General features: G+C 57.4%; 31 protein-coding genes and 1 tRNA gene. 23 read left to right on the forward strand and 9 right to left on the reverse strand.

Annotation, left to right across the window (positions count from 1 at the left end):
• The first annotated feature begins 98 nt into the window (after window positions 1-98).
• Complete coding sequence (locus tag W02_RS17340; RefSeq protein WP_173049950.1) at window positions 99-740, forward strand: hypothetical protein; 642 nt, start codon at window positions 99-101, stop codon at window positions 738-740.
• Between the two features lie 83 nt (window positions 741-823).
• On the forward strand, window positions 824-1,108 hold the full coding sequence (locus W02_RS17345; RefSeq protein ID WP_173049952.1) for a hypothetical protein: 285 nt from the start codon (window positions 824-826) through the stop codon (window positions 1,106-1,108).
• Window positions 1,109-1,111: 3 nt separating this feature from the next.
• Here W02_RS17345 and W02_RS17350 read toward each other — a convergent pair whose 3' ends face one another.
• Together W02_RS17350 and htpX are read right to left on the reverse strand one after the other, a co-directional pair.
• Window positions 1,112-1,702: a glutathione peroxidase gene (locus W02_RS17350; RefSeq protein WP_173049954.1), complete on the reverse strand. Its 591-nt coding sequence runs from the start codon at window positions 1,700-1,702 to the stop codon at window positions 1,112-1,114.
• Window positions 1,703-1,731: 29 nt separating this feature from the next.
• Window positions 1,732-2,646 carry a protease HtpX gene (gene htpX / locus W02_RS17355; RefSeq protein ID WP_173049956.1) on the reverse strand — a complete coding sequence of 305 codons (915 nt, stop codon included), beginning with the start codon at window positions 2,644-2,646 and terminating at the stop codon, window positions 1,732-1,734.
• A 176-nt stretch (window positions 2,647-2,822) separates the two neighbouring features.
• Between htpX and W02_RS17360 the strand changes: the two genes are divergently transcribed.
• The 3 genes from W02_RS17360 to W02_RS17370 are packed head-to-tail and all read left to right on the forward strand — an operon-like array spanning window position 2,823 to window position 5,189.
• The gene (locus W02_RS17360) at window positions 2,823-3,254 is read left to right on the forward strand and encodes a cupredoxin domain-containing protein (protein WP_173049958.1); all 432 of its coding nucleotides are present in this window, start codon (window positions 2,823-2,825) and stop codon (window positions 3,252-3,254) included.
• Between the two features lie 59 nt (window positions 3,255-3,313).
• Window positions 3,314-4,303, forward strand: coding sequence for a phytoene/squalene synthase family protein (locus W02_RS17365; protein WP_197742052.1), 990 nt, complete (start codon window positions 3,314-3,316; stop codon window positions 4,301-4,303).
• A 25-nt stretch (window positions 4,304-4,328) separates the two neighbouring features.
• Entirely contained in the window at window positions 4,329-5,189 is an 861-nt protein-coding gene (locus W02_RS17370) for a DUF6159 family protein (protein WP_173049961.1), read from the forward strand.
• A gap of 160 nt (window positions 5,190-5,349) precedes the next feature.
• Here W02_RS17370 and W02_RS17375 read toward each other — a convergent pair whose 3' ends face one another.
• Genes W02_RS17375 through W02_RS17390 form a run of 4 tightly spaced genes read right to left on the reverse strand, consistent with a single transcriptional unit; the run spans window position 5,350 to window position 6,817 of the window.
• Window positions 5,350-5,646 carry an ATP-binding protein gene (locus W02_RS17375; RefSeq protein WP_173049963.1) on the reverse strand — a complete coding sequence of 99 codons (297 nt, stop codon included), beginning with the start codon at window positions 5,644-5,646 and terminating at the stop codon, window positions 5,350-5,352.
• On the reverse strand, window positions 5,643-6,056 hold the full coding sequence (locus W02_RS17380) for a hypothetical protein (RefSeq protein ID WP_173049965.1): 414 nt from the start codon (window positions 6,054-6,056) through the stop codon (window positions 5,643-5,645). The genes W02_RS17375 and W02_RS17380 overlap by 4 nt, the downstream gene beginning before the upstream one ends.
• Window positions 6,057-6,070: 14 nt before the next feature.
• Window positions 6,071-6,421 carry a ferredoxin gene (locus W02_RS17385; protein WP_173049967.1) on the reverse strand — a complete coding sequence of 117 codons (351 nt, stop codon included), beginning with the start codon at window positions 6,419-6,421 and terminating at the stop codon, window positions 6,071-6,073.
• A gap of 12 nt (window positions 6,422-6,433) precedes the next feature.
• The gene (locus W02_RS17390) at window positions 6,434-6,817 is read right to left on the reverse strand and encodes a hypothetical protein (protein ID WP_173049969.1); all 384 of its coding nucleotides are present in this window, start codon (window positions 6,815-6,817) and stop codon (window positions 6,434-6,436) included.
• 171 nt (window positions 6,818-6,988) lie between these two features.
• Here W02_RS17390 and ald point away from each other — a divergent pair, with 171 nt between their 5' ends.
• The 11 genes from ald to W02_RS17445 all read left to right on the forward strand — a co-directional run bounded on the left by ald (window position 6,989) and on the right by W02_RS17445 (window position 14,449).
• Window positions 6,989-8,092 (forward strand): alanine dehydrogenase, encoded by a 1,104-nt coding sequence (ald, locus tag W02_RS17395; RefSeq protein ID WP_173049971.1) that lies wholly within the window; start codon window positions 6,989-6,991, stop codon window positions 8,090-8,092.
• 34 nt (window positions 8,093-8,126) lie between these two features.
• A tRNA-Pro gene (locus W02_RS17400) sits at window positions 8,127-8,203 on the forward strand.
• 436 nt (window positions 8,204-8,639) lie between these two features.
• Window positions 8,640-8,936: an acylphosphatase gene (locus tag W02_RS17405; RefSeq protein WP_173049973.1), complete on the forward strand. Its 297-nt coding sequence runs from the start codon at window positions 8,640-8,642 to the stop codon at window positions 8,934-8,936.
• A gap of 51 nt (window positions 8,937-8,987) precedes the next feature.
• A complete protein-coding gene (locus W02_RS17410; protein WP_173049975.1) occupies window positions 8,988-9,920 on the forward strand; it encodes an RNA polymerase sigma factor RpoD/SigA in 933 nt (310 codons plus the stop codon).
• A 3-nt stretch (window positions 9,921-9,923) separates the two neighbouring features.
• Window positions 9,924-10,448, forward strand: a complete 525-nt coding sequence (locus tag W02_RS17415; RefSeq protein WP_173049977.1) for an adenine phosphoribosyltransferase — start codon at window positions 9,924-9,926, stop codon at window positions 10,446-10,448.
• Between the two features lie 105 nt (window positions 10,449-10,553).
• Entirely contained in the window at window positions 10,554-11,129 is a 576-nt protein-coding gene (locus W02_RS17420) for a TraR/DksA family transcriptional regulator (RefSeq protein ID WP_173049979.1), read from the forward strand.
• A 135-nt stretch (window positions 11,130-11,264) separates the two neighbouring features.
• Window positions 11,265-11,954 carry a 7-cyano-7-deazaguanine synthase QueC gene (queC, locus tag W02_RS17425; RefSeq protein ID WP_173049982.1) on the forward strand — a complete coding sequence of 230 codons (690 nt, stop codon included), beginning with the start codon at window positions 11,265-11,267 and terminating at the stop codon, window positions 11,952-11,954.
• Window positions 11,955-11,958: 4 nt separating this feature from the next.
• Window positions 11,959-12,126, forward strand: a complete 168-nt coding sequence (locus W02_RS17430) for a hypothetical protein (RefSeq protein WP_173049984.1) — start codon at window positions 11,959-11,961, stop codon at window positions 12,124-12,126.
• Between the two features lie 7 nt (window positions 12,127-12,133).
• On the forward strand, window positions 12,134-12,520 hold the full coding sequence (locus W02_RS17435; protein WP_173049986.1) for a cytochrome c: 387 nt from the start codon (window positions 12,134-12,136) through the stop codon (window positions 12,518-12,520).
• Window positions 12,521-12,745: 225 nt separating this feature from the next.
• Window positions 12,746-13,549 (forward strand): SPFH domain-containing protein, encoded by an 804-nt coding sequence (locus W02_RS17440; protein WP_173049988.1) that lies wholly within the window; start codon window positions 12,746-12,748, stop codon window positions 13,547-13,549.
• A 219-nt stretch (window positions 13,550-13,768) separates the two neighbouring features.
• Window positions 13,769-14,449: a hypothetical protein gene (locus tag W02_RS17445; RefSeq protein ID WP_173049990.1), complete on the forward strand. Its 681-nt coding sequence runs from the start codon at window positions 13,769-13,771 to the stop codon at window positions 14,447-14,449.
• Window positions 14,450-14,521: 72 nt separating this feature from the next.
• Here the strand turns inward: W02_RS17445 and W02_RS17450 are convergent, their stop codons facing one another.
• Complete coding sequence (locus tag W02_RS17450) at window positions 14,522-15,520, reverse strand: hypothetical protein (protein WP_173049992.1); 999 nt, start codon at window positions 15,518-15,520, stop codon at window positions 14,522-14,524.
• 234 nt (window positions 15,521-15,754) lie between these two features.
• Here W02_RS17450 and W02_RS17455 point away from each other — a divergent pair, with 234 nt between their 5' ends.
• From W02_RS17455 to W02_RS17480, 6 genes are all read left to right on the forward strand, one after another.
• The gene (locus tag W02_RS17455) at window positions 15,755-16,420 is read left to right on the forward strand and encodes a hypothetical protein (RefSeq protein WP_173049995.1); all 666 of its coding nucleotides are present in this window, start codon (window positions 15,755-15,757) and stop codon (window positions 16,418-16,420) included.
• Window positions 16,421-16,554: 134 nt separating this feature from the next.
• Entirely contained in the window at window positions 16,555-17,886 is a 1,332-nt protein-coding gene (locus tag W02_RS17460) for a dicarboxylate/amino acid:cation symporter (protein ID WP_232068584.1), read from the forward strand.
• A 188-nt stretch (window positions 17,887-18,074) separates the two neighbouring features.
• Entirely contained in the window at window positions 18,075-18,470 is a 396-nt protein-coding gene (locus W02_RS17465; RefSeq protein ID WP_173049997.1) for a hypothetical protein, read from the forward strand.
• A complete protein-coding gene (locus tag W02_RS17470) occupies window positions 18,445-19,065 on the forward strand; it encodes a hypothetical protein (RefSeq protein WP_232068585.1) in 621 nt (206 codons plus the stop codon). The genes W02_RS17465 and W02_RS17470 overlap by 26 nt, the downstream gene beginning before the upstream one ends.
• Before the next feature lie 18 nt (window positions 19,066-19,083).
• Complete coding sequence (locus W02_RS17475; RefSeq protein ID WP_232068586.1) at window positions 19,084-19,545, forward strand: hypothetical protein; 462 nt, start codon at window positions 19,084-19,086, stop codon at window positions 19,543-19,545.
• A 22-nt stretch (window positions 19,546-19,567) separates the two neighbouring features.
• The gene (locus tag W02_RS17480) at window positions 19,568-20,134 is read left to right on the forward strand and encodes a hypothetical protein (RefSeq protein ID WP_173049999.1); all 567 of its coding nucleotides are present in this window, start codon (window positions 19,568-19,570) and stop codon (window positions 20,132-20,134) included.
• A gap of 933 nt (window positions 20,135-21,067) precedes the next feature.
• Here W02_RS17480 and W02_RS17485 read toward each other — a convergent pair.
• Both W02_RS17485 and W02_RS17490 read right to left on the reverse strand, forming a co-directional pair.
• Window positions 21,068-22,243: a YncE family protein gene (locus W02_RS17485; protein ID WP_173050001.1), complete on the reverse strand. Its 1,176-nt coding sequence runs from the start codon at window positions 22,241-22,243 to the stop codon at window positions 21,068-21,070.
• A 287-nt stretch (window positions 22,244-22,530) separates the two neighbouring features.
• Complete coding sequence (locus tag W02_RS17490) at window positions 22,531-22,782, reverse strand: hypothetical protein (RefSeq protein WP_173050003.1); 252 nt, start codon at window positions 22,780-22,782, stop codon at window positions 22,531-22,533.
• An 82-nt stretch (window positions 22,783-22,864) separates the two neighbouring features.
• Here W02_RS17490 and W02_RS17495 point away from each other — a divergent pair, with 82 nt between their 5' ends.
• Complete coding sequence (locus tag W02_RS17495) at window positions 22,865-23,491, forward strand: phosphatidylcholine/phosphatidylserine synthase (RefSeq protein WP_173050005.1); 627 nt, start codon at window positions 22,865-22,867, stop codon at window positions 23,489-23,491.
• The last annotated feature ends 13 nt before the right edge of the window (window positions 23,492-23,504 follow it).

The raw sequence follows: 23,504 nt of genomic DNA on the forward strand, positions 1-23,504 counted from the left end.
GCCGGCGAAGTTCCCTAATGAGTCCTGGCGAACGGCGTGCGTATTGACCGGCCGACTAACTCCCGATACCATGGTGAAGAGAGGACTTCACGAGTCCCATGCAGATTTTCTCGTCATATGTCCGGTTTGGGGTTGGTTCGCTCCTGACCGTGTTCTCGGTCGTCTTCCACCTCACCACCACAGTACAGCCTGCATCGGGGGCCAGAGATCTGGTCACGCCGAAGGAACAGTCGAATACCGAGATTGATTCCTCGCAGCTTCCCTCGTTCGACGATCAGAGGAAAGGGGTTCCCCAAGCGTTATTCATCTGGATCAAGATGGCGCGGGGATATGACGTAGAGTGGGACAGCTTTGGTCGAAAGGGATGGTACACTCAGGATCCCCGGCTGAAGCCGATCGATCCCGCCTCGACGTTTACTCCGGACCAACAGGCCATCTACATCGTGTTCGAATCGGCTCCACTTGAGGATCCCGCACAGTTCAGCGCTCAATGGTTTCTGGAACGCGGGGACGGGCAATTGTCCGCCACGCCGCTCGGTAAAGACAGTTTGGAAGTCCCTGGCCATGAACGCTATGGATTTCTGGAGCTGAAACGGCCGGCAGAAAAGTGGGAAATCGGGAAATATGTCGTCAAAATTTATATCACGCCGCTGGGGCAGCAACCGTTTCACGCAGTGAATCAAGTCGGTACTATGCGGTTCACCATCGTGGATTCCCTTCCGGCCTCTCCATCCAAATAGTGCTCTGTTTCCACTCTCTTGATTCCCGCCTCCGCAACCGGTAATGCTACATGCCTTCAATCTTTGTACGCATAGGGGTGCGCATGACAGAACGAATCCGTGTGACCGACCCTGAGAAACTTGCACTGCTGTATGAACGGTTCCGCGATGTGTGCCTGGTCGAAAAGGAGGTATGGAAGGAGATCTTCATGCCCAGGGAGGTGACGGGAGGGCCCGTGCGCACGAATGTTCAGGACCGGTATGATGTGGAGATCGATGATGCACAGGTCGAAGACGCGCTGGATGCCAATATACCCCGCGGGGCACCGGCGCTGGGAGCTGCGATCCAGGAATACCGGGACCACATCGCATTCTTCAGGAAAATATGACGGTTACTTTTCCGCCAATACCCGCTCAACCTCTTTGACCACTTCCGGAGAAAGCGGTTTTGTCCGGTGTGCGAAGCGGGCTACGACATTGCCGGACCGGTCGACCAGGTACTTTTGAAAGTTCCACTCGACCTCGCCAGGGAATGCAGTTTGTTCGGTCAGGTACTGATACAGCGGATGCTTGTCGGAGCCCTTCACGCTGATCTTGCCGAAGAGCGGGAAGCTCACGCTGTATTTGGTGAGACAGAACCCTTTGATTTCCGCATTGGTCCCCGGTTCCTGTTGCCCGAAATTATTGGCAGGAAACGCGAGGACTTCAAAACCACGCTCGTGATACTGCTCGTAAATGGTTTCGAGATCGGTGTATTGGGGCGTGTTTCCGCAAAAGCTCGCGGTGTTCACCACCAGAAGCACTTTGCCCTTGTATTGCCCAAGATTGACCGGTTTCCCGTCGATGTCCTCCATCGTGAAATCGTACAGACTCGTGGTCTTGGCTGCCATGAGAAGTCCTTCCTCCGCCGCGTGACCTTCAGGGAGGCCGGTCAGAAGTCCGATGCCTAAAGCGAGCACTGTGACCACCGCCTCGAACCTCATGACGACCTCCCCGTGGTGAATGTGATGCCTTACAGTTGCTCCAGAGCGGCTATCCGCTCTTCAATGGGGGGATGCGTGGCAAACAAATGCATCACCCCTGACGACGTGCCTGAAATTTTCATCGTCGCCAGTGCATCCTGATTCGAATATTCGAATTGAGCGCGTTTCACCCACCGGTCGATGCCCTGCAGCGCACCGATCATCGATTGCTTGCCGTAGACCCTGGCGGAAAACGCGTCCGCAGCATATTCGCGCCGCCGTGAATGCCAACTTACGACGAGCATGGCCAGGAATGACAGCACGATCTGTAAAAAGATATACGTCACGAACGCCAGAATTGGATTTCCGGCTGTATTGCCTTCTTCACGATCCGACGGCTGTCCGACGATATTCGACAGGAAGTTGCTGATGTAATGCACGAACGTGTTCATCAACCCGGCCAGGATGGTCGTAGTGAACATGTCTCCATTGAACACGTGGCCCATTTCGTGGGCCAGCACCGCCTTGACTTCCTCTTCCTTGAGGTTCTGCAACAGACCAGTCGATACCGCGACCATTGAATTGTTCTTACTCGGCCCGGTGGCGAAGGCGTTGGGGTCCGGAGACTGATACACCCAGACCTCCGGCATTGTGATCTGCAGGCGCTCGGAGATTTCCCTCACAGAACCATAGATCACCTGTTCGGCATGCGAGCGCGGCTGCGTGATCTGCTGGCAGTCGAGCATGGCCCTGGCCATCTGTTTGGAGAAGGCCAAGCTGATAAAGGCGCCGCCAAAGCCGATCACGAGAGACCATACGAGGAGCTGCTGATTGAAGACCCCTCGGACGTCAATCCCGAATGCCGGCAGAACCGCATTGATGAGCAGGTTCGCGGTAAATGACAGGGTGATGTAGATGAGAAAGTTCGCGATCAGAAACAGCCCGATACCTTTGATCCACTTCATCGAAAATCCTCCTTGCCCAACCGGCGCGCTCGTGGGTTTACAGACGAGCTGTTGGTGGGACTATTATACAATACCGACAGTCGGCACGTTCTACAAATAATCCCTTCACCCGAAAGGTCAAGCAGGGGCAGGGCTGATTGACCCGGTGGCGGCTTCCTGTTAGAACCTTCTCATCTATGAAGCTCACGAAGTGCCTGGCCGCAGCCTTATTGATGACCGCGCCCTTCGTCATGACGTCGTTGAGTCATGCCACGGAGCCGGTCAAGCTCGGCCCGCCGGTCGTGGTCCCGGCAAGTGCCGACGGCGTTCAACGGATGAAGGTGATCCTGGACAGCTACTCTTATCAACCTGACCACTTGGTCGTGGAAGCAGGGAAGCCAGTAGAGTTAACACTGACGAGCGTCACGACCATCACCCCGCACAATTTTATCATCAAAGACCCGGCCGGAAGTCTATCCGTGGAAAGCGACGTGAGTGCCGGCAAGACAGTGATCGTCACGTTCACGCCGACGAGACCCGGATCATTCGACATCTACTGCGACAAACGACTCTGGCCGTTTCCGAGCCATCGCGACAAGGGCATGGAAGGCAAGCTCGAAGTCAAATAGGTGCGGCCACGAGCACAGAGCCCTCCAAGTCTCACCTGCTTCGCGATCTGCTGAAGCGTGTGTCACGCCTGTTTTATACGACGTTAGCCGTTGTGCCATCGGACGTGCGGGATCAGGTCGGTCTCGCCTATCTGTTCGCTCGCGCAGCCGACACGATCGCGGACACCGATCTCATCGATCGGCCGAGACGGTTGGACTACCTGGCCCGCCTCAGATCGCAATTTACCAGCGATGACATTTCCTGGACGGAAGTACGCGAGATTCAACAAGCCGTCGCGCCCTTGCAACGTGATTCTGCCGAACTCACTCTACTCGAACGGCTGGACGATTGTTTCCGCCTCTTTCTGGACTTTTTCCCGGACGACAGACGTCGAGTGCGGCGTTTGATGGCGACGCTGACCCAGGGCATGGAAATGGATTTGACCGTGTTCCCCGGCCAATCGGTCGGAGAACTCGTTGCGCTGAAGACAGCCGATGAACTCGACCGCTATACCTACTACGTGGCGGGATGCGTCGGAGAATTTTGGACCGATCTCATGTGCGCGCACCGAAAAGCGCTGTCATCGTGGGACATCGCGCAGATGTCGGAAACTGGCGTACGCTTTGGCAAAGGATTGCAGCTCACGAACATCCTGAAGGACATTTCCCATGACCTTCGGAAAGGGCGTTGTTACATACCCGAAACCATGCTCTCTGAAGCCGGTCTGAAGCCGGCAGACTTGCTGGATGCACAGTGCCTACCTGCCCTGCGCCCCGTGCTGCGGAAGCTGGCCCGAACGGCCGTCGAGCATCTTGATCAAGGATGGGCGTATACGATGAGCGTTCCTCGACATGAGATCCGCCTGCGACTTTCCTGTATGTGGCCGATATTGTCGGCCGGTGAATCGCTCAAGCTGATCATGAATGCTCCGGATTTGCTGGACCCGTCGGTCAAGGTCAAGATTCCCCGAAACAAGGTGTATCAAATCATTGCGTTGACAATGTTGACCGGCGCATGTGGGTACGTCGGCACCGCGTATTGGGGACAGTTGCGCAAGTACATCATCTAGAGCTGAAAAAGGAACGGTGCATCCGATGGGTTCGTGGTCGCAGCGGCTCGCCAGGACTCAGGCGATCATGTCGGCGGCATGGCAGATACTCCGGGCTGATCCAGCGTTGCTCATCTTTCCAATCATGTCGTCGGTCTGTTTGCTGCTGCTCGCCGCGCTGTGGGCGTTCCCTGCGCTGATGAATCTCTTGATGGATGGCTCGGCTCGCCAAACGACGCCATCGAACGATGTGCCGTCCTACGTCGGGTTGTTTGTCTTTTATGTGGTGACGTACGGGGCAGGAGTCTTCTTCAATGCTGCGCTCGCGTCCTGCGTGCTGCGCAGGCTTGCGGGTAAGCCGTCCTCGGTCCTGGACGGTTTACGTGATGCACTTTCCTGCACGGTGCAGATTCTCGGGTGGGCCGTGATTGCTGCGACGGTCGGCACGGTGCTGAAGGCCTTGGAGCGGCGGTCCGGGTTTCTCGGTGGCATGGTCGTCAGGATGATCGGATTGGCCTGGAGCGTCGCGACGTTTCTGGTCGTGCCGATATTGGTTGCCGAGCGCAAGGGGCCGGTCGAGGCGGTCGAGGAATCGGTGGCGCTGTTACGCCGGACGTGGGGGGAAAACTTGTTGTCCGGAATCGGGTTCGGGCTCCTCTCCTTTTTATGGGCAATTCCTGGAGCATTTGTCCTTGTGGTCGGCGCCGGCATGATCCCATCGCGTCCAGTCGCCGCGATGGTCGTGATGGCACTGGCATTGTTGTACTTCCCCTCGCTCTGGCTGATCCTCTCGACGATGTCCACGATCTTCGATGTCGTGCTGTATCGGTATGCGCGGCTCGGGATGGTCACTCCCGGTTTCGATCGCGAATTGCTCGAATCTTCATTTGTCAAAAAACCTGCATAGGGCGTTGGTCTCGACCGGGCCAAGATGGAGTGGGGGGGGGACAAGCTGTACCCTGGATGCTCCGTCACGACCTCGTCGAGTGACTGAGGAATAGAGTGGAGATATCGAGCAGGCGCTGAGAATGAAACGAACTGCGCCCTCGCTGGATGCCGGAAGCGAGTTATTTTTTCTGCGGCCCCAGAATCTTATCTCCCTTTTTGAACACGGCGTAGATGGCCTGCGACGGACAGGCATCCAGGCACAGCCGGCAGCTCTCGAGACAACGGGAAGGGTCGAACTTGTAAGGCGGTGTCGAGAGCCAGGCTCCGGTGGGACAAATCGGAACGCAGATCGCTTGGTGCAGACACCGGTCGGGATGGCGAACAAGGTGATCGCGGGTGACCATCATGGGCTTGACTCCTTCGAAGAGACCTTGCGAGAAGATCTCGAACATATTTTTTTCAGGCAAACTGCTCACTCCCACTCCTTGACGAGGTCTTTCAGCCGGTTCTTCAATTCCGGAATCTGCTGGAGATTGTTCTGAATGGCGCCGAGAATCTTCTCAACACGCGCCGCTTTCAGCGCCTCCCGGTCTTTCTGTTCCAGGTGATCAAATTCTGCATACGCGTCACGATGCTTCGCTTCGAGATGCTGTCGGGCGACCGCGAGTGTTTCACCCAATTCATAGGGCTCGGTCATCATCGGGGGGGCGACTGTGAACGTTCCGTCGGTAAAAACAATTGCCGCGGCGCCCTGCTTGCCCTTGAGGGCGATGACAGCCTGAATCGTTTTTCCGTTCAAGGCCTCCCAACTAGCCAATAAACCGGGAAATTTCTTCATGAAGGCGACTTTTTGCAAGTTGGCCTTCCATTTGTCCTCAACAGCCATGTTGTCCTGGGACGCTACGTGTTTAGCGGAGGGAGCTTTGCCGGGGCCGGATGATCGGGCATGATCAGACGCGTCACCACTTCGCCACGCATCACATGACGCTCCATAATCTCCGTCACGTCGGCAGTGGAGGTCACTGTGTACCAGATGCCTTCCGGATAGACCACCACGCTGGGTCCTTCGGCGCAATGGTCGAGGCAGCCGGCTTTGTTGGCCCGAACGATATTTTTCAGATTCAGGCGTTTGGTTTCCTGCTTGAAGTGGGCGTGCAGCGCTTCCGATCCCAGTTTTGCGCAGCTCCCGCGAGGATCGTCGGGGCCGCGCTGATTCGTACAGACAAAAATATGACGTTTGAAGGATGGCACGAACGCTCCGTGTTAGGCCCGCATCGTCGTGGCCTGAAAGCGATCGATCAGTTGTTTGACCTCTGCGGCGCTCAAGAGTTGCGACTGTCCGCCGGATCCGCCCAATATGGCAACGATTTCACGCAGACGAAGCGTGGCGCGTTGAAACGCGTCGCCGTTCGAGAGCTCCGATTGCTGGCCTGCAGCAAGTTTTTCATGCTCCATCCCAATGTCCCGGAAATCACGTTGAAGGTTCTTTTGCATGGAGCAGGGCTCGCAATACCATTTCGGACTCTGATCGCTCGAAGGGGACAGGCGGTCGTAAGACCTCCCGAAAAAATCCTTGCCAAGCGAAAGCTTCATCAACGAGATGCCGCTTGCATTGCAGGCATTACAGGATCCCGACGCTGGGCTCATGCCGATTCCTCCACGTAAAATGACGTGTAAAGAAGCGAATTTTACACCAGGGTCTTGCGCACTGTCCACCGAGCGGCCCTTCCGGCAAACGCGAGCCATGTTCAAATTCAGCTGCGCGGTCGATAAAATAGGCATGCGGCCAAGGAGTGAACCAAGGATGGAGGCGAGTGCATGATCATCGGGATTCCAAAGGAAATCAAAGACCACGAATTTCGAGTGAGCGTGACGCCGGAGGGTGCGAGGGCGCTCGTCCATGCCGGTCACGACGTATGGATCGAGTCAACAGCAGGAGTCGGAAGCGGGTATCTCGACGAAGAGTATGGGAAAGCGGGCGCCCGCATCGCGCAGTCGAAGGCACAGGTGTTTGAAAAAGCCGACCTGATTGCCAAGGTCAAGGAACCACTTCTTTCGGAATGCTCCCTCATGCGGCCGGGGCAAATTCTTTACACCTATTTGCATCTTGCAGCGCTACCAGAACTGACCAGGGCGTTGCTCGCGGCCAAGGTGACCGCTGTCGGATACGAGACGATCGAAGCCAGGGACGGAACGTTGCCTATGTTGCGACCCATGAGCGAAATTGCGGGACGCATGTCGATCCAGATCGGCGCGCGCTACCTTGAAAAGATGCAGGGAGGCAGGGGGCTGCTGCTGGGGGGCGTGCCTGGTGTGGAACCGGCCCATACTGTGATCCTGGGTGCCGGCGTCGTCGGTAGCGCCGCCACGCGGATTGCTGTCGGCATGGGGGCTCGGGTGACCGTCATCAACCTCGACATCGAACGGCTGCGGTTTCTCGATGACCAGTACTTTGGCCGCGTCGTCACGCGGGCGTCGACGAAGTTGGCAATCGAGGAGGCCGTTCCCACAGCCGATCTGCTCATCGGCGCGGTGCTGGTCGCAGGAGCGCGTGCGCCAAAACTCGTTTCCCGCGAGTTGATATCACGGATGAAAGCCGGATCCGTCATTGTCGACGTGGCGGTTGACCAAGGCGGATGCATCGAAACGACTAAACCGACGACCCATTCGGAGCCCGTGTATACAGTTGACGGTGTGGTGCACTACTGCGTCGCCAACATGCCGGGGATCGTTCCGCGAACGTCGACCGATGCCTTGACCAATACCACACTCCCGTATCTGCTCCGGCTGGCCACGGAGGGCATGGAATCGACGGTTCGAACCGACCCAGGGTTCGCCAAGGGCATCAACCTGCATGATGGCAAGGTAACCTGCCGCGCCGTTGCGGAAGCACATGGCTTGCGTTTCGCCCCCTTGATGTAAGAGAATCGCGAGTCGCATCTCGGTGTAACTGGGTCGGGGCGTAGCGCAGCCCGGTAGCGCACTGCGTTCGGGACGCAGGGGTCGAAGGTTCAAATCCTTTCGCCCCGACCAACCGCCGATTCCTATCGCTTCCAGCTTTTCGCAAATACACCTAAGACTTGTTTCTCACGCACACTGATCGAAGGCGCAGTCCCCAATCGTTCGTTCAGGCCCAGCTTTCCTATATTAATGGAGGGGAGCCGTCCGGGCCCGCACTCCGTTGCTGCCGATTTGCGTCCGTTCGTGAACGCTTCGTAAACCAGTCCTATCCGCTCGGGCGTGATGGCGTAGTTGACACTTGCGACATTCGATACGATCGTTCAGTCGGATTTCGGATTCGGACAAGGCAGCGGCGTTCGTTTGTCCGTCTCGATATAAACCCGTAAAAAGTATCTGTTCATTTCTCGCGCAGAAGTGTAAAAGACGTGACGCGTTTTCACATGTGTGAGAATATTCGTTCGTTGCCGCGGCAGGCCCGAAATCTGCGCAGTGCCGCAATGTGCATTCGATGACCGATCCAGTTGAACCTCTCGCAATTCGCGCGATCATTTCGGTGAAGGGAAGAGTGCAGGGAGTCGGGTACCGCGCCTTTGCCCTTGGAGCGGCCTCCAGGCGTGGTTTGCGCGGAACGGTGAGAAACCTCGAAGACGGTCGCGTGGAACTCGAAGTCGAAGGCATGAAAGAAACCATTCTCGGTCTCACTGAAGATCTAAAAATCGGGCCTCCCGCATCCCGGGTTACGGCCGTCGATATCGACTGGCACCCGGCGACGGGGCGGTTCAGCGGATTTCACATCCGGTACTAAAGCGGAAGACGGTCAAGGAGCGCAAGACCGGCATCAGACTGGAGTGACCACGTGAGCGAAGCCCGCAGACAATATGCCGATCAGGACGATTCCGGCGACGCCCAGGAACGCGGCGAATCGGAGGAATCGGAAGGGGGATCGAGACGGCATTCCGAGGGTCTCGACACGCTCAAGAGTTATCTTCGTGAAATCCGCCATTCGAGTCTGCTGACGTTCAAACAAGAGCAGCAGCTCGGTAAACGGGTGATGGCCGGGGACGAGCAAGCCCGGCAGCAGATGATCGAATCCAATCTCCGCCTCGTCATCAGCATCGGCAAACGCTACATCCATCGAGGATTTCCTTTTTCGGATATCGTGGAAGAAGGCAACATCGGACTGATCAAGGCCGTCGAGAAATTCAACTACAAGCGCGGATTCCGCTTCAGCACCTACGCCTCCTGGTGGATCCGGCAATACATCGAACGGGCCATCATCAACCAAGGCAAGCTCGTGCGGCTGCCCGTCCACGTGGTGGAACGTCTCAACCGCTATCTGAATAGGGTCGAAGTGCTCGTACAGGAGCTGGGCCGCGAGCCAACGGCGGCTGAAGTCGCCGTCAAATTGAAGACGACAGAGGAAGACGTGCTCGACCTCAAGCAGGTCGTCCGGACAACCTGCTCGCTGGATAGTCCCATCGGCGATCGGGCCGATACCTTTCTGCGCGACATCATCGAAGATCCGATGTGCCCGTCGCCGGCTGACACGGCCGAAGGCGTCCTGCGTCGCGAGGAAATGATGGCGTGGGTGAAGGAGTTGCCGGAAAAAGAGCAAACTGTTATTGTGTCGCGGTTCGGGCTGGACGGTAGCGAAGCCAAAACGCTGGAGGAGATCGGGACCGAGATGGGTCTCACCCGTGAACGGGTCCGGCAGATCGAAATGGCTGCGCTCGGCCGTCTCCGCCATACCATCGAACGGAAAACGCTGACACGATCGGATCTGCTCTAGTCGATGCTCTCAGATTATTATCGCTCCCTCATCCGTGAGGTTCCGGATTTCCCCAAGCCCGGCATCCTCTTTTACGATATCACCACCCTGCTTAAGGATCCGAAGGCCTTCTCTGCGATCGCCGATGATTTGACGGCCTACTATCGAGACCAGGGCATTCACAAGGTCGTCGGCATCGAATCCCGGGGATTCATCTTCGGTGGAATTCTTGCCCAACGGCTCAAGGCCGGATTCATTCCGGTCCGCAAGCCTGGAAAGCTGCCTGCCGACATCTTCGAAGTCCATTACAGCTTGGAATATGGTTCCAATACCCTGACCATCCATCGCGATGCTATTTCCAACGGCGAGCGAGTCCTTGTCGTAGACGATCTGCTGGCAACCGGCGGCACGGCCGCTGCCACCGTTTCCCTCGTCCAACAGCTGGGAGGAACGATCGTAGGACTCGATTTCCTCGTCGAGCTGAAGGAACTCAAGGGGCGTGAGAAGCTCGTCGGCCACGCGGTGCACTCTTCCATTATCTATCCCTAGCGGCCCGCATACCTTTCGCTACAAGCTCTTGTCAAACTCCAACTCGACGTGCTATGAATGCCGCACTTTTTAGCCTACCGACGTCCACCAGGAGGGGACGACGTCATGGCCGCAAAAACGACGGCGAAAAAAAAGGCGTTGCCGAAACCCAAAGCGCCTGTCAAACCGGTTTCGAAACTTGAACCCGCTATTGCAGCGGTCATCGAGAAGATTACCAATATGGAAAAACCAACGAATGCCGCGATTTCTCCGTTGGCAGCCAAACCCAAAGAGTCAGCCAAAGAGCGTGAAGTCCGCGAACGTCGGCGGGATGCCTTGCAGCAGATGCTCATGCGGAAGCGCCAGGAGATCATCAAGGAGATCGAAGGCAGTCTCGGGCAGTCGCTGACCGAAGATCAGCAGCGGCGGCTTGAGTCGGCACGCGATGTCGGAGACCAAGCCTTGATGGACCTGGACAGGGAGTTGGGCATTTCCCTCATGGAAATGCGCAATCGCCGCCGCCAGGCCATGGATGAGGCCCTGACCCGCCTGACGGAGGGCACCTACGGCATTTGCGCCGAGTGCGGCGTCGAAATCAGCGAGCGCCGTCTTGAGGCCGTGCCGTTCGCCAAACTCTGCGTCGAGTGCCAGTCGAAAGAAGAACTCCTCGAGAAGATCGAAAAGGAAGAGGATCGCGACTGACGCGGATCCTTCGGCGGCCCGTTCCAGCACATTCCTTCCGATCGCGTAGGCCTTAATCCGACAAGCGCATGGCCGTGCGGCATGGCACCCCATTTCATGCTGCATCGGTATAATTGCCACGACATGCACCCCGCCATGTCACAACCTCGGGCGGTCATATTGGCGAGCGGCGGGCTCGACTCCACGGTGACCGCTGCCATTGCGCGCGAAGACGGCTGCGAGCTGTACTTCCTGACGATCGATTACGGGCAGCGGCACGCGATAGAAGTGGAGCGCGCCAGGCGGATCGCCACAGTGATGGGCGTCGCTCGGCATCTCGTGACCACGCTCGATCTCCGCGCCTTCGGCGGATCTGCCCTGACCGCGAATGTGGACGTTCCGAAAAACCGAGCTGAGTCGGACCGCGGCCACGGCATCCCGGTCACCTACGTCCCCGGTCGCAATCTCATCTTCCTCTCGCTGGCGGCTTCCTATGCGGAGACGGTCGGAGCGTCAGACATCTATTTCGGCGCCAACATAATCGACTATTCGGGCTATCCGGATTGTCGGCCGGAATTCATCCGTGCCTTCGAAGCGGCGGCCAACCTGGGGAGCAAATCAGGCGTTGAGGGGACGAGTTTCACGGTCCGTGCACCGCTGCTCTCGCTGACAAAAGCTGAAATCATCCGGCGCGGCATCGAACTGCACACGCCGATTGAACTCACGCACAGCTGCTACGACCCGTCTGGCCAACTGGCTTGTGGACAATGCGACAGCTGCCTGATCCGTCGTGAAGGATTTCGTCAGGCCGGGGTTGTGGACCCGACCTCATATCGAGTAACGTAGCCGCATGTTCGACATGTCTACGGAAGAATTCTTCATGTATCTGACGATCGCCCTGATCGTCGTCACGCCGATCGTGGCGCGGATCTACCGCCGCATGACGCTGCAGCGCACGCAAGCCATGCTGCGGGAACAGTTTGGCGAACCGGTTTCCAAGGATCCGGGAAGGAAGTGACACGGACATGACACGATCTCGATGGCCGCTCCTCATCGTCGCCGGTGCATTGCTGGCTGCGGCTGCGTGTGACTCTTCCCAACCCAAACCGGCGGTCGGGGGCGGACCGGTTCCCGCTGAGTTTCAGGCCGGAGAAGGCAAGTTCAACGCCAATTGCGCCGTATGCCATGGCAAGGAAGGCACCGGCACTGCCCAGGGGCCTCCGCTGGTCCATAAGATCTATGAGCCCAATCACCACGGGGATGCCGCATTTCAACGCGCTGCCGCCACGGGCGTGAAAGCCCATCATTGGGAGTTCGGCAATATGCCGAAGATCGATACCGTCACTTCCGCCGACGTGGACCAGATCATCCAGTACGTTCGCTGGCTGCAACGTCAGGCCGGCATCTCATAGTTTCCCCATAAGGTTTTCTCTTCGGCCGTGCCGACCACGCGTGGGGTCTGGAACTCCATGGAACGTCTGTATAAGTACGGGCTTTGACTTTTCAAAACAGCGCTTCGTAAGGTATTCCCATCAGTATGGATTGACGAGGCGAGCAGTTCACTGCGTGGTCCCTCGCGGGAGGGGAGGAAGGGGAGGACAGTTATGAGAGGTCCAGCGGGTTATGCTCCTGGCGTTGTGCTGGCCGTCGCGATAGCGGGTGCACTTAGCGGCTGCGTGGCGGTCGAGGCGGGACATGAGGGAGTTCTGGTCGAACAGCCGTTCTTCTTCGGGCATGGCGGTGTCGATCCGGTGCCGTCCAAGACGGGCCGCGTGTGGGTCGCGCCGACGACAAAGGTCGTCGATGTGGATGTCCGTCCGCTTCAATACTCCGAGCATTTCGATATCATCTCGGCCGAGAACGCTCCGGTGTCTTTCGACGCGTTCATGATCGCCAATGTCGTCGAAGGCCGCTCACCGGAACTCATCTCCCGCTACGGGCCCAACTGGTATCAGAATAATGTGAAAGAGGCCTTCCGGACATTCGTACGTGAAGAAGTGCAGAAGTACCCGCTCTTCCAGTTGACGACGGATCCCACGACGCGCAACAAGCTACAAGAAGCCATCGCGCGCGAAGTGCAGACCAAACTCATTGAAAAGCAGAGCATACCGGTACGGCTGAACCGGGTGGTGGTCGGAAGCATCCTGCCCCCGAAGGGCGTCGTCGAACAGACCACGCAGACCATCGTGCAGGAACAGCGCAAGATCACGATGGTGGAATTCCAGAAGGCCGAGGAGGCGCGTGAAAAGGCGGAAAAGCAGCGCGGCATCGCCGACCGGGCTTATCGGGAGTCGCTCGGGCTGACCGCACCGGAATTCGTCGATTTGCGCCGTATCGAAGTCCAGAAAGAAATCGTACAGCATTCCCCGACGGCTTTGACGGTGATCATGGGCTTGGAACGGGTCGGCATCAACATGCCGCCGTTGGCATCCGAAAAATAGTCGATTGAAGCCCTGTCTTTCCTCCTCTTGCGCGGGCACGGATGTCGTGCCCGCGCACCCCCGTAGAGTCCCCGTAAACGCTTTGTAACCCATTGACCTTGCGCTCGATTGTCTGGTTTTTGCGGCTTGAGCAACTTCAGCGGGTTGATGCCTGTTTCGCGGAAATCGTGATTTCTTAATGAAAACGGTCTATGCTTGAGATCACCTGTCGGAGAGCCTATGCGGGACCACAACGTCCTGAAACCATACCGCATGGTTTGGTTGATCGCTTTGACCGTCATCTCCTGCACCGGGTGCGTCAAGAGAAGCACCTATGATGACGTCCAAGTCCAACTCGATGTCACCAAGACCGAGATTGAAATTGCAAGGACTGAAAAGCAGGTCCTCGCCGAACAGATCAAAATGCTTCAGATTGAGGGGCAGGAACTGACGAAGAAAGCGGAGTCTGCAACTGCCGAGACGCGGAAGGCCAGGGAAGGGGCGGCCGCCGAGCAGCAAATAACTGAGGGAACCCTTACCAAACTCAAGCGGTCCGTGGCTCAGCTCACTGCCACCAGGAATTCTTTGCGGCATGCGCTTGAGGGTGCCCGGCGAGAAGCGGCTGCATTACAATCAAGCGCCGAGGCGTACAAGAACAGACTCAGCCACGAGGAGCGCATCCGCACTCCCTTCTCAAGCGCACCGGAAACTAGTGAACCGACACCCGCCATACCGCCTCCCACAACGGTCGTCCCGAAGACGCCGGCAGAGCCTCAATCAGCGGTGACGACCGCTTCTGCATCCACCGTCGGTTCCGACTCGCCACGAACGGCAAAGACGTCGCCGCTTCCTGCCGAGGAGGGTTTCGTTGCAACCATCAAGGGATGGCTTCTGTCTCTGTGGCATTCGGTCTTTTCGTAACATCCGTGCCAATGTGAGACCCAACCGTGCCGGCTGTACCATTGGTCGAGACGGGTCTCCCATAACGCAGTCTTAGTCATTCCCGAATATGTGCGGATATAAGTTGTAGCTGATCCGAAATCCATACGTCGGTCCGAAATCCTGGCTGTTGAGCTGATCGTTCCACGTTTCCAGCGAAAAATTTCTGATCCGCATCGCGACCGTCCAGAATTGCTGCTCTAACCGGGAGCCGTTGGCATTCGCAAACAATCCCGAGTCCATTGTCGCGCCCGCCTCGACTTCGAACCAGGGTTCCTTATCGACCTTGTCATAAATGCCCCAGCTCAGAGAGGCCTGCGCCAGATAGGATTGCGGGTTCACCGTGCCGGTGGGAAAGGCCGATCCGTTTTGAATCGCCCCGAACCTGCCCATGCCGGAGAGCCGAAATCCCTTCATGAACGCTCGAAACCAGCCGATATTTTCAACGGACTTATCGCAACGATCCCACATGAGCGCCAGCGCGCAACCAAGAGGAAATCTCCTGATTCCCGCCCGCCCGAATCCCTCAGTATAGAGACTTCCCGATGACACGCCGCCTCCGATGAAGAATACGCGAGGCGAATCGAACACGCCGTGCCAGTAGGTCGCAGACGCATCGACCATGAAGTCGAATGAATTGCGTGTTTGGAGTACCGGCACCGTGGGAATGTTGTAAATAGTGTTGTGGATGAACTCATTTTGCAGGTAACGCGTCGGCTGTTCCCCGGTTGGACCGCCGCCGAATGTCACGTTCGTGCTCAAACCTTCGAGCCGCTTCCAGTGCTGCGTCCAGCTCAATGCGCCGAAGTTGAAGCCGCTCGTCTCCGAAATATTATTGAACTGTTCCCTGTCGCCGTTGAATTGTGTGAACCGGTTGCCGGTGTACCCGATCGACAACGTGTCGGCCTGGTCAGGATAGTTGAGGGCACCCCAATGGACCGATGGTGCCGGAGTTTCGGCCGTCACGAAGGAAGGGACCACCAGCAGGCACAGGGCGGTACAGACGGACTGTACGACGGTGCGGCTTAGAGATGTGAGTCGTATAGATCTCATGTTGCAGTTCATTCGAATACTAATTGCCGGTTCCCCCTTAGACAATCTCCGATCTTGGGATCGGAGGACATGATGGCGAGGGGGATGTTCTGAAACAGGACGCATTGTCCGCGTTGCAGACAAGAGTTCCCATTCCAGTGAGAACGGACATGTGAAACGTTCGCTTTTGCAGCCGGTTTGGTCTTTGCACCCGTTGGGACACGGGCTGTCAGAACCAGAAACACCTGCTCTACGATGAATCGATCGACACGCATCATTCACAGATTGCCTGCAGTCAAGACGCTTTTCCTCTGTCTGGTGCTCGCCGCCTGTGCGGGACCCAAATACGTGCCGGAGATCACGGTGTCGTCGTCCGGGCCCATCATCGATGCCACGGCCGAATTCCACGATCTCTATCCAACGTTTGATCTGTTATCAGGAAAGGTGACCTTTGGGATCGATACTCCTGATGCCGAAAAGACCGAGCCAGGGGTGTTGACCGACCAGATCGGGACCGAGATCATAAAAGCAATGGCCGCGGCCGGTGTCTTTATGCGCGTGACACGATTCGATCCGCACCCTGACGTCATTCTGTCTGGGCGGATTGTGGCGCTCAATGAGCATGTTCGTCCTCAGTTCTGGACCAAAGTCCCGGTTCCGGCGTTTGCCACGGTCGCCCAGATGCTGCAGTTCAAGACGCACGTCACCAGTGGCGAGGCGCATCTGATCATCTATGTGATGAAGCCGAACGGCACTCTCATCGGAACATATACCGGTAAATCGGTATTCAAAGAGAAGTTCAATCCCACGAATGACGTCCCACCCGGCACTCGCCTCAATCGTGCGCTCTCCGAGGCCATGAAACAGATTCAAGAGCAGATGGTGCACGATGCGCAGTTGAGAATAATCGCCTCCCGCTAGCCCTGCTCCGGTCGATATGCGTAGAGGTCATCCCTCGCCTGCCGGTAAAACGAATGCCGGAGACGCGGCATGCCCATCGCTGGTATAAGTGCGGCAAGGCAACGTGAGTAGTCCAGCGTTGGAGGATCGGCCAGTTGATCGATAGAGTGCCGTCTCAGGAGACGTCATCAACGTCGGAGAATCGCTCCCGCCTGCCGCTCTACACGCAAGTGCTCATCGCTGTGGCCTGTGGAACCCTGCTGGGAATCCTTTTCGGCCAGCAGCCGTATCTGTTCGGCTTGCGCAACGAACATCTCGGCAAGCTCGGGCTGTTCGTGATTACCGTCCTGAAGACACTCGCCATTCCGCTCATCTTTTTTGCCATTCTCGATTCGTTTCTTCGCACGAATCTGCCATTGCGGCAGGGTACCAGGCTGATCGCCATTTGCCTGATCAACGTGACGGTTGCCATGACCATCGGTCTGCTCATCATGAACCTGTGGGAGCCCGGTCTCTCCTGGAAAGGCCGCGTCGAGGAACTGCTGAATGTCGTACCCGATTCAAAGGCGGCGCCGGCTGTCGCAGCGGCACAACCAGATGATGGAAATGCGTTTGAGCGGATTGCATCCTACATTCCACGGACGATGTTGCAGCCGTTTTCAAGCAACAACGTCATCGGCGTCGTGATCCTGGCCTTGCTCCTGGGCGTCACGTTCCGCCGCCTCCACGCCAAACCCGACCGCACCGGCAGCGCCAAAGATCGCCTCGCCTGGGTCATCGAGCGGATCTATCAGTTCCTCGTGAAGATATTGGAATGGATCATCTTGGTCGTGCCGTTTGCGGTATTCGGCGTACTGGCCTACGTGGTGGGCCGATCCGGGGCCGGGGTGTTTCCCGTGGTCGCCGTGTTTCTCGCCGCAATCATGGCCGGCCTGACGATCCATGCATTTGTGTACTACCCATTGGTCGCATGGCTCATCGGGAGGAAAACCCCGAAGGAGTATATCGGGAAAGGGGCCGATGCGATCATGACCGCCGTCTCGTGCAATAGCAGTCTCGCCACCGTACCCGTCACGCTCCGGTGTCTCGACCGCATGCACGTCTCGCCCGAGTCGGCCCGCCTTGCCGCTTGTGTGGGTACGAACTTGAACAACGACGGGATTACGTTGTATGAGGCGATGGCGGCGCTCTTTCTTGCGCAGGCCCTCGGGTACGATTTACCGGTGACCAGCCAGCTCCTGATCGTGTTGGCCTCGATCATGGCTGGAGCCGGCGTTGCCGGTATTCCCGAAGCCGGGTTGATCGTCTTGCCGCTCGTGCTCTCGGCTGCCGGACTGCCCGATCACGTCATCGTGGCGGCCATCCCGCTCATCATGACCGTCGACTGGATCCTGGCCAGGGCGCGTTCCGGGGTCAACGTGATGAGCGACATGCTGGTCGCGATTCTGCTCGATGCCGTGCAGCAGAGGCGGCAGTCCGGACACTGAGCGCTCATGGGTAGGCAGCGCCGGCCCGGGTGATTTTCACTAGAGAAAACAGTATCCTGACAATGCAGCGACCGGGCCGTCGTGGTAGGGTGTACGATGGCATTGTAACAATGCGTCCTGGTTGCCGTCATGCGAGAACGTTCAAATAGATGCCGGAATCTCTCCGGATTTCACGCGAGGGGGTCACAATGAATTACCGATGGGTACTCTGTGGACTCTGTTTTTCGATCGGCCTTGCCGGCTGTGGAGGCGGAGGCAGGGCTGAGATCAAGGATGAACGGTTGACGGTGGGCAGAGTACAAAGCGAAATCAAGGTCGGCATGCCGTCGGCCCAGGTCGTCGAGATTCTGGGTTCTCCCAACATCGTCACGACCGACGAAAAGCGGCGGGAGGTATGGATGTATGACAAAGTCTCGACCGACCGGGTGAACACCAGCAGTTCCTCCTTTGGCACCTTGATCATCCTGGGCAAGAATTCACAGGACACCTCGAGCTCTCAGCGGCAACGCACGCTCACGATCATCATCAAGTACGATGAAGACAAGAAGGTCCGCGATCTTGCCTATAACTACACACAGTTCTGATCATGCCTCCCGATCAGATCGGCTCGCCGGCCGGGCGGCTTGCTTCGCGTGGGCCGCGGGGCTGACACTGCTGGCCGGGTGCATCCAAGAGACGAAACCCGACGAACTCTTCCAGCTCACACCGGAAAGCTTGCGCAACCGGGCGATGTCCATTCGCACGTTCGACACGGCATCCGAGACCGAATTGCTGTCGGCTTCGGCGGCTGTCCTCCAAGACTTGGGTTACCAGGTCGAGGAGAGCGTGCACGAAGTCGGCTATTTCCGTGCGGTCAAGGAGCGGCCCGCCAGCGAGCATGCCCATGGCCTGCGGCGGAACATGTTTTTCTTTTTCCCGCTGAGGGTCGAGGTTGTACCGGTCGCTCTCCACCAGCAGCTGGTTGCGAATCTGGTCACCAAACCCATCAACGCTGAAGGTACGAAACAACAGGTAAGAATCAGCTTCTACCGCATCGTGTGGAAGGGAGACGGTCACGTCAATCGGGAATACATTCCCCCGGGCGGACAGTACATGGAGATGATCCGCGATCCGGAAATCTATCAACAGTTCTTCGTCAAGCTGTCCAAGGCGGTGTTCTTGGAAGCGCACGATATGTAGCCCGAGGAGCCGGAATCTATGCGGGGATCTGCGCTGAATCGACACCGGGGATGGGGAGCCGCAATCGTCCTCTTGGGACTGTTGTACGGATGCGCGATGTCGGACCCGTCACAGACTCTGCTCGCACCGACCCAGGCTCAGTTGAAGATCCGGAATTATCAGACTCGTATCTTTGACATGAACGACCGTAATTTTGCGATCCGGTCCGTCATCGGCGCGCTGCAAGACTTGGGATTCATCATCGAACGCGCCAACGACGCCCTCGGCCTCGTGACGGCCGCCCGTTTCGCAGAGCCGAATTACTACGACGTCCTCATGCTTACGGTGACCGTACGGCAGCTCAATGAGACCCAGCTCACGGTGCGGGCCAATGCGATTTACAACAACCGGCCGATCGAGGATCCCAAGGTCTATCAAAATTTCTTTGCCTCTCTCGAACGATCGTTGTTCATAACCAAGGATAGCCCAACTGCACCGTGAAAGGGACGAAGGGAATCATGTCATGACGGTTTCCGTGGCATACCGGATGGTCGCTGCCTTGGCCTGCCTCGCGATTCTTTATGGCTGCAACCGTGACGAGCTTCAGGGGAACGGGTTGGACTGGCGGGACCAGGTCTGGCTTTCCGAGACGAGCCAGCTCAAGATTCGGGCCGCCCAAACCAGAATCTTCGACACAACCGATCGCCTGAAACTGCTCCAAGCGGTCGTGTCGACCATGCAGGATTTGGATTTCAAAGTCGACGTCCTTGACCAGGACCTGGGAGTCGTTTCAGGCAAGAAGTTCGTCGAAGTCGAGACCGATTACCTGGGCGACCGGGTCTCGTACTATATGTACCAGCCTGATACCTTGTTGTTCCTTGCCAGAAGCTACCGGTCGTGGGGACCGTTCTATTACCGCAGCAACCTCGTGCGCTTCACTGGAACGATCCGTCCGCGCGGCGAAACTCAATCACTTGTGCGCATCAGTGTCCAGTATTCCATGCGCGCGCTCGAAGATCCGAAGCCCTATCAAGAATTTTTCCGTACGCTCGAACAGTCGGTTTTCCTGCAAGGGCATGAGGAGTCCTAGGAAGGGTGGGTGTTTCCCGTTGAAGGATGAGGTTCCGCTTTCGCTAAGCTTGCAGAACCGGACAATCGATACGATCTCAATGAGCCCTGTACAGCACGAGAAGGAGCATCTTCATGGCAGAGCCGCGTAATTCACCAATCCCCACTGGAATGAAGCCACCGAAAGGTCAGATCATCTGGCAATGTTTCCACTGCTCCCGTCGATATCTTACCGAGCAACGGCCTGCGAAATGTCCGTTCTGTCTTCAACCGGACAGAGCCACGCCCGAGGCCACCATCGGTTCCTGACGGTCTCACCGCCCGCTTCTCAGAACGTACCGGCATTCTTGGAATTCCGAGGGATTCCACAAGGATGCAGAGAGAAGCGGATCTTTTCTCCCAACGTTCACGTCGAGGACGAATTGTCAGTCCCAGACAAGATTTCCCAGCAGCCCCTTGAGCCGGGCAGCCGGTTGCCTCATGCATCGCCATAGCTATCCCGGTGATGTCGCGTATATTTGCATGCAGGCGGACCCTTCACCGGTCGATTGGCCCTGCCTTTGCAGAGCTAGCGGCTGTACCGACTTATTAGTCTGTGACCAGAAGGCTGTTATGCCTATCAGCGCACCGGAAGTGTATGTCGAGGAACACAGCGTGACGATCACTCCCGGCGGCCTCGTCTCCAAAGCGCGGCCAGTTGGTTGGAGCGCGATTTGGGTTGGAGCCCTCGCGGCGCCGAGCAGCAACTCCGACACATCCATGCCTAGAGAACGGGTCCAACGGGGGAAGGTCCTATGCCTTATGTCATCATGTGGCTCTTAGGCGTACCAGTAAGTCTCATTCTCATCATCTGGCTGATCGCCGGCCACTGATGCGGAGGCAGCCGGAGAAAGCCGGGATAGCAAAGGAGCGTGCTGTCCCGGCTTCTCCGGTTGTGTTCCGCGCGAGAATATTTCTACTTCGCGCTCGCCCTCATCGAGCCCTTCTGAAAATGATTGGGCAATAGCATAATGCAGTTCGGATTGAATCCAGCCGATTTCAATGTGTCGATACTTCCCATGACCGTATCGTTTTTGAGATCGATGACGGTGATCGAGCCGTCGCTCATGCCGTCCAAATTGAGCAGGCTGTTCTGGACGAAGAGGTAGCGTTCGTCCGGCGACAGCACACTGTGGTGAGCACCGGCAGCCGCAGGGATCGTCTTGAGGAATTTCGGCTTTCGAGGATCGCTGTTGTCATACAGATTGACGAACCCGGGCTTCGCCGTGGTGACGTACAGCCGATCGGCCTTGGCGTTATAGAGCATTTCCAGCGGCATGCCCTGTTCACGGGGACCGAAATCATCGATCTGAGTGAACGAGAAGGCCTTGGCGCTCGAATCCCAGACGCCGGCCCAGAGCGTTCCTTCCAACATGTTGGTAATGTGCACCACCGGCGGATTGGCATTCGGCGAAAACATGATTTCGACCGGGGCCGATTTGGCAGGAGAGGGTTTGGTCGAGATCTTATGCGTCGAGAGGACTTTCCCGGTGCTGGCTTCCAGCACGGTCACCGACTCCCCCGCGTCCGACATGTCAGGCTTGACGGTGCTCGTCACGAGCACGCGGTCGATGCCATTGTGAATCGCAATGCCATGCGGATAGAGAATTGTCGCGACCGCGGGATCGGACGTGCTGACTGTCTTGGTCGGTCGATCATTCACCGCATCGCCCATGATCACGTTACTGGATCCCATGCAGGTGAGGAACCATGTCTTGTTGTCCTCGGACACCACGAGATCCTCGCCGACCTGGCAATCCGGTACGCCGATGGCGTGCAGCCGGTAAGGAAATTTGGTCAGATCCACGACGTGGAGCAGGCTCTTGCCCAGCGCGGTGACATAAAACTTCGACCGGTCGCGGTTGAAGAAAATATGGTGTGCGACGAGATCGGAAGGCAGGGGAATCTCCATCAGGATTTTTCCGAAGTCAGCCGAGTCGGGATCGATTTCCATGATCGCAATCCCTTCGCGCCGTACCTTTTGATCCGGCTTACTTTCGTAGTTGACCAGCGCGAGAATCTCCGCCGATACCGGCGACAGGCAGGTCACAATCAACCCAATGGTGAGCGAGAGGAGCCGGAGCGTGCTCATAAGAGCCTCCTTGGATGAAGTGGGATGCGGTGAGGAAGCGTACTCCCTTTTCCGAAAAGAAGAAACGTCCGGTGTGGCGCTGGTCTGCATGGAATCCTCCTTTGTGAGCGGCAATCAGGTCCTCTTCGACGAGGTAACGAGACGTCGCACTATAAGCGAATTCCTTACGCGCGTCTTATCCGGGCGTCTGATTCTCTTGCCCAAAGGGGGTCAAAGTTGACGGCAATGGCTGCCGTGTGAGCAGCGGACCATACCGCCGGGCAAGCCCGGTTCGTTGCGGAGAGGGCCTATTCCTCCTGCCTTCGTACGAATTCCCTTGCCCCGCGCAAGTCGGCCCTTGTGCACAGCTGTTTCTCCAACAGGAGATGTTCGAGTGCGGCCACCCGCGCGGTGACCTCCGGCAATACGATATCGATCCGCTCGCAGAGGTCATCCAATCGATTGAGGACGTCGGCTTTTCTTTGAGAGCCGGATGATTTCTTTGGTTTCGAAGCGGCGGCCGGCTGCGTTGTCCGGTTTCGCGAACGGATCTTGTTCATGTTCGTGCCTCCTTGGTTGTGATTCCGCTGTGTTCAAATCTGCGAATAGACATTTTAGGGAATCCCGCGTAAGTTTTCCCTCATGGCCGAGACGCGCCGGAAACATTTTTCGATGATTCGCGAGTTTCACGTCGCGGATGTTCTGACGCTTGCCAATGCCGCCTGCGGACTCGGAGCCGTCCTGTTCAGCATGCTCTATATGGAAAGCCGCTCGCCGACCTATTTTTTCGCCGCCGCGGCCCTTGCGCCCGGTGCGCTATTGTTCGACTGGCTCGATGGCCGCGTTGCCCGCGTACGGCACGAGCATTCGGCGCTCGGCCGCGAGTTGGATTCCCTGGCCGACGTCATCTCGTTCGGCGTGGCGCCGGCGGCGCTCGGGTTCGCGGCCGGCCTGCGCGGAGAATGGGACTGGTTTGCGTTGATGTACTTTGTCTGTTGCGGCGTCAGCCGGCTGGCGAGGTACAACGTGACCGCAGAACAATTATCCGCAGGGCAGGACAAGGTCGCCTACTTCGAAGGGACACCGATTCCGACCACCTCGGTGCTCACGGCCATCCTGGCGGTTGCGGCGTGGCAGGGGCGAGTGGGCGACCACCTGTACGGAGGTGTGTGGACGATCGGTCCCTGGGAGCTGCACCCGCTGGTGCTGATGTTCATTTTGTCGGGCAGCCTGATGATCAGCAAGACACTCAAGATCCCGAAGATATGACTTGGCGGTTGAC

This window comes from Nitrospira sp. KM1 (assembly GCF_011405515.1).
Taxonomy (GTDB): Bacteria; Nitrospirota; Nitrospiria; order Nitrospirales; family Nitrospiraceae; genus Nitrospira_C.

What these genes read in the sequence shown, in the direction of transcription:
- W02_RS17345 (WP_173049952.1), top strand. Translation starts at nt 824, where the DNA reads ATGACAGAACGAATCCGTGTGACCGACCCTGAGAAACTTGCACTGCTG.
- W02_RS17495 (WP_173050005.1), top strand. Translation starts at nt 22,865, where the DNA reads ATGGCCGAGACGCGCCGGAAACATTTTTCGATGATTCGCGAGTTTCAC.
- W02_RS17360 (WP_173049958.1), top strand. Translation starts at nt 2,823, where the DNA reads ATGAAGCTCACGAAGTGCCTGGCCGCAGCCTTATTGATGACCGCGCCC.
- ald (WP_173049971.1), top strand. Translation starts at nt 6,989, where the DNA reads ATGATCATCGGGATTCCAAAGGAAATCAAAGACCACGAATTTCGAGTG.
- W02_RS17430 (WP_173049984.1), top strand. Translation starts at nt 11,959, where the DNA reads ATGTTCGACATGTCTACGGAAGAATTCTTCATGTATCTGACGATCGCC.
- W02_RS17445 (WP_173049990.1), top strand. Translation starts at nt 13,769, where the DNA reads ATGCGGGACCACAACGTCCTGAAACCATACCGCATGGTTTGGTTGATC.
- W02_RS17435 (WP_173049986.1), top strand. Translation starts at nt 12,134, where the DNA reads ATGACACGATCTCGATGGCCGCTCCTCATCGTCGCCGGTGCATTGCTG.
- W02_RS17340 (WP_173049950.1), top strand. Translation starts at nt 99, where the DNA reads ATGCAGATTTTCTCGTCATATGTCCGGTTTGGGGTTGGTTCGCTCCTG.
- W02_RS17490 (WP_173050003.1), bottom strand. Translation starts at nt 22,782, where the DNA reads ATGAACAAGATCCGTTCGCGAAACCGGACAACGCAGCCGGCCGCCGCT.
- W02_RS17390 (WP_173049969.1), bottom strand. Translation starts at nt 6,817, where the DNA reads ATGAGCCCAGCGTCGGGATCCTGTAATGCCTGCAATGCAAGCGGCATC.
- W02_RS17475 (WP_232068586.1), top strand. Translation starts at nt 19,084, where the DNA reads ATGCGGGGATCTGCGCTGAATCGACACCGGGGATGGGGAGCCGCAATC.
- W02_RS17450 (WP_173049992.1), bottom strand. Translation starts at nt 15,520, where the DNA reads ATGAGATCTATACGACTCACATCTCTAAGCCGCACCGTCGTACAGTCC.
- W02_RS17350 (WP_173049954.1), bottom strand. Translation starts at nt 1,702, where the DNA reads ATGAGGTTCGAGGCGGTGGTCACAGTGCTCGCTTTAGGCATCGGACTT.
- W02_RS17370 (WP_173049961.1), top strand. Translation starts at nt 4,329, where the DNA reads ATGGGTTCGTGGTCGCAGCGGCTCGCCAGGACTCAGGCGATCATGTCG.
- W02_RS17420 (WP_173049979.1), top strand. Translation starts at nt 10,554, where the DNA reads ATGGCCGCAAAAACGACGGCGAAAAAAAAGGCGTTGCCGAAACCCAAA.
- W02_RS17415 (WP_173049977.1), top strand. Translation starts at nt 9,924, where the DNA reads ATGCTCTCAGATTATTATCGCTCCCTCATCCGTGAGGTTCCGGATTTC.
- W02_RS17485 (WP_173050001.1), bottom strand. Translation starts at nt 22,243, where the DNA reads ATGAGCACGCTCCGGCTCCTCTCGCTCACCATTGGGTTGATTGTGACC.
- W02_RS17405 (WP_173049973.1), top strand. Translation starts at nt 8,640, where the DNA reads ATGACCGATCCAGTTGAACCTCTCGCAATTCGCGCGATCATTTCGGTG.
- W02_RS17480 (WP_173049999.1), top strand. Translation starts at nt 19,568, where the DNA reads ATGACGGTTTCCGTGGCATACCGGATGGTCGCTGCCTTGGCCTGCCTC.
- W02_RS17380 (WP_173049965.1), bottom strand. Translation starts at nt 6,056, where the DNA reads ATGGCTGTTGAGGACAAATGGAAGGCCAACTTGCAAAAAGTCGCCTTC.
- htpX (WP_173049956.1), bottom strand. Translation starts at nt 2,646, where the DNA reads ATGAAGTGGATCAAAGGTATCGGGCTGTTTCTGATCGCGAACTTTCTC.
- W02_RS17455 (WP_173049995.1), top strand. Translation starts at nt 15,755, where the DNA reads ATGAATCGATCGACACGCATCATTCACAGATTGCCTGCAGTCAAGACG.
- W02_RS17465 (WP_173049997.1), top strand. Translation starts at nt 18,075, where the DNA reads ATGAATTACCGATGGGTACTCTGTGGACTCTGTTTTTCGATCGGCCTT.
- queC (WP_173049982.1), top strand. Translation starts at nt 11,265, where the DNA reads ATGTCACAACCTCGGGCGGTCATATTGGCGAGCGGCGGGCTCGACTCC.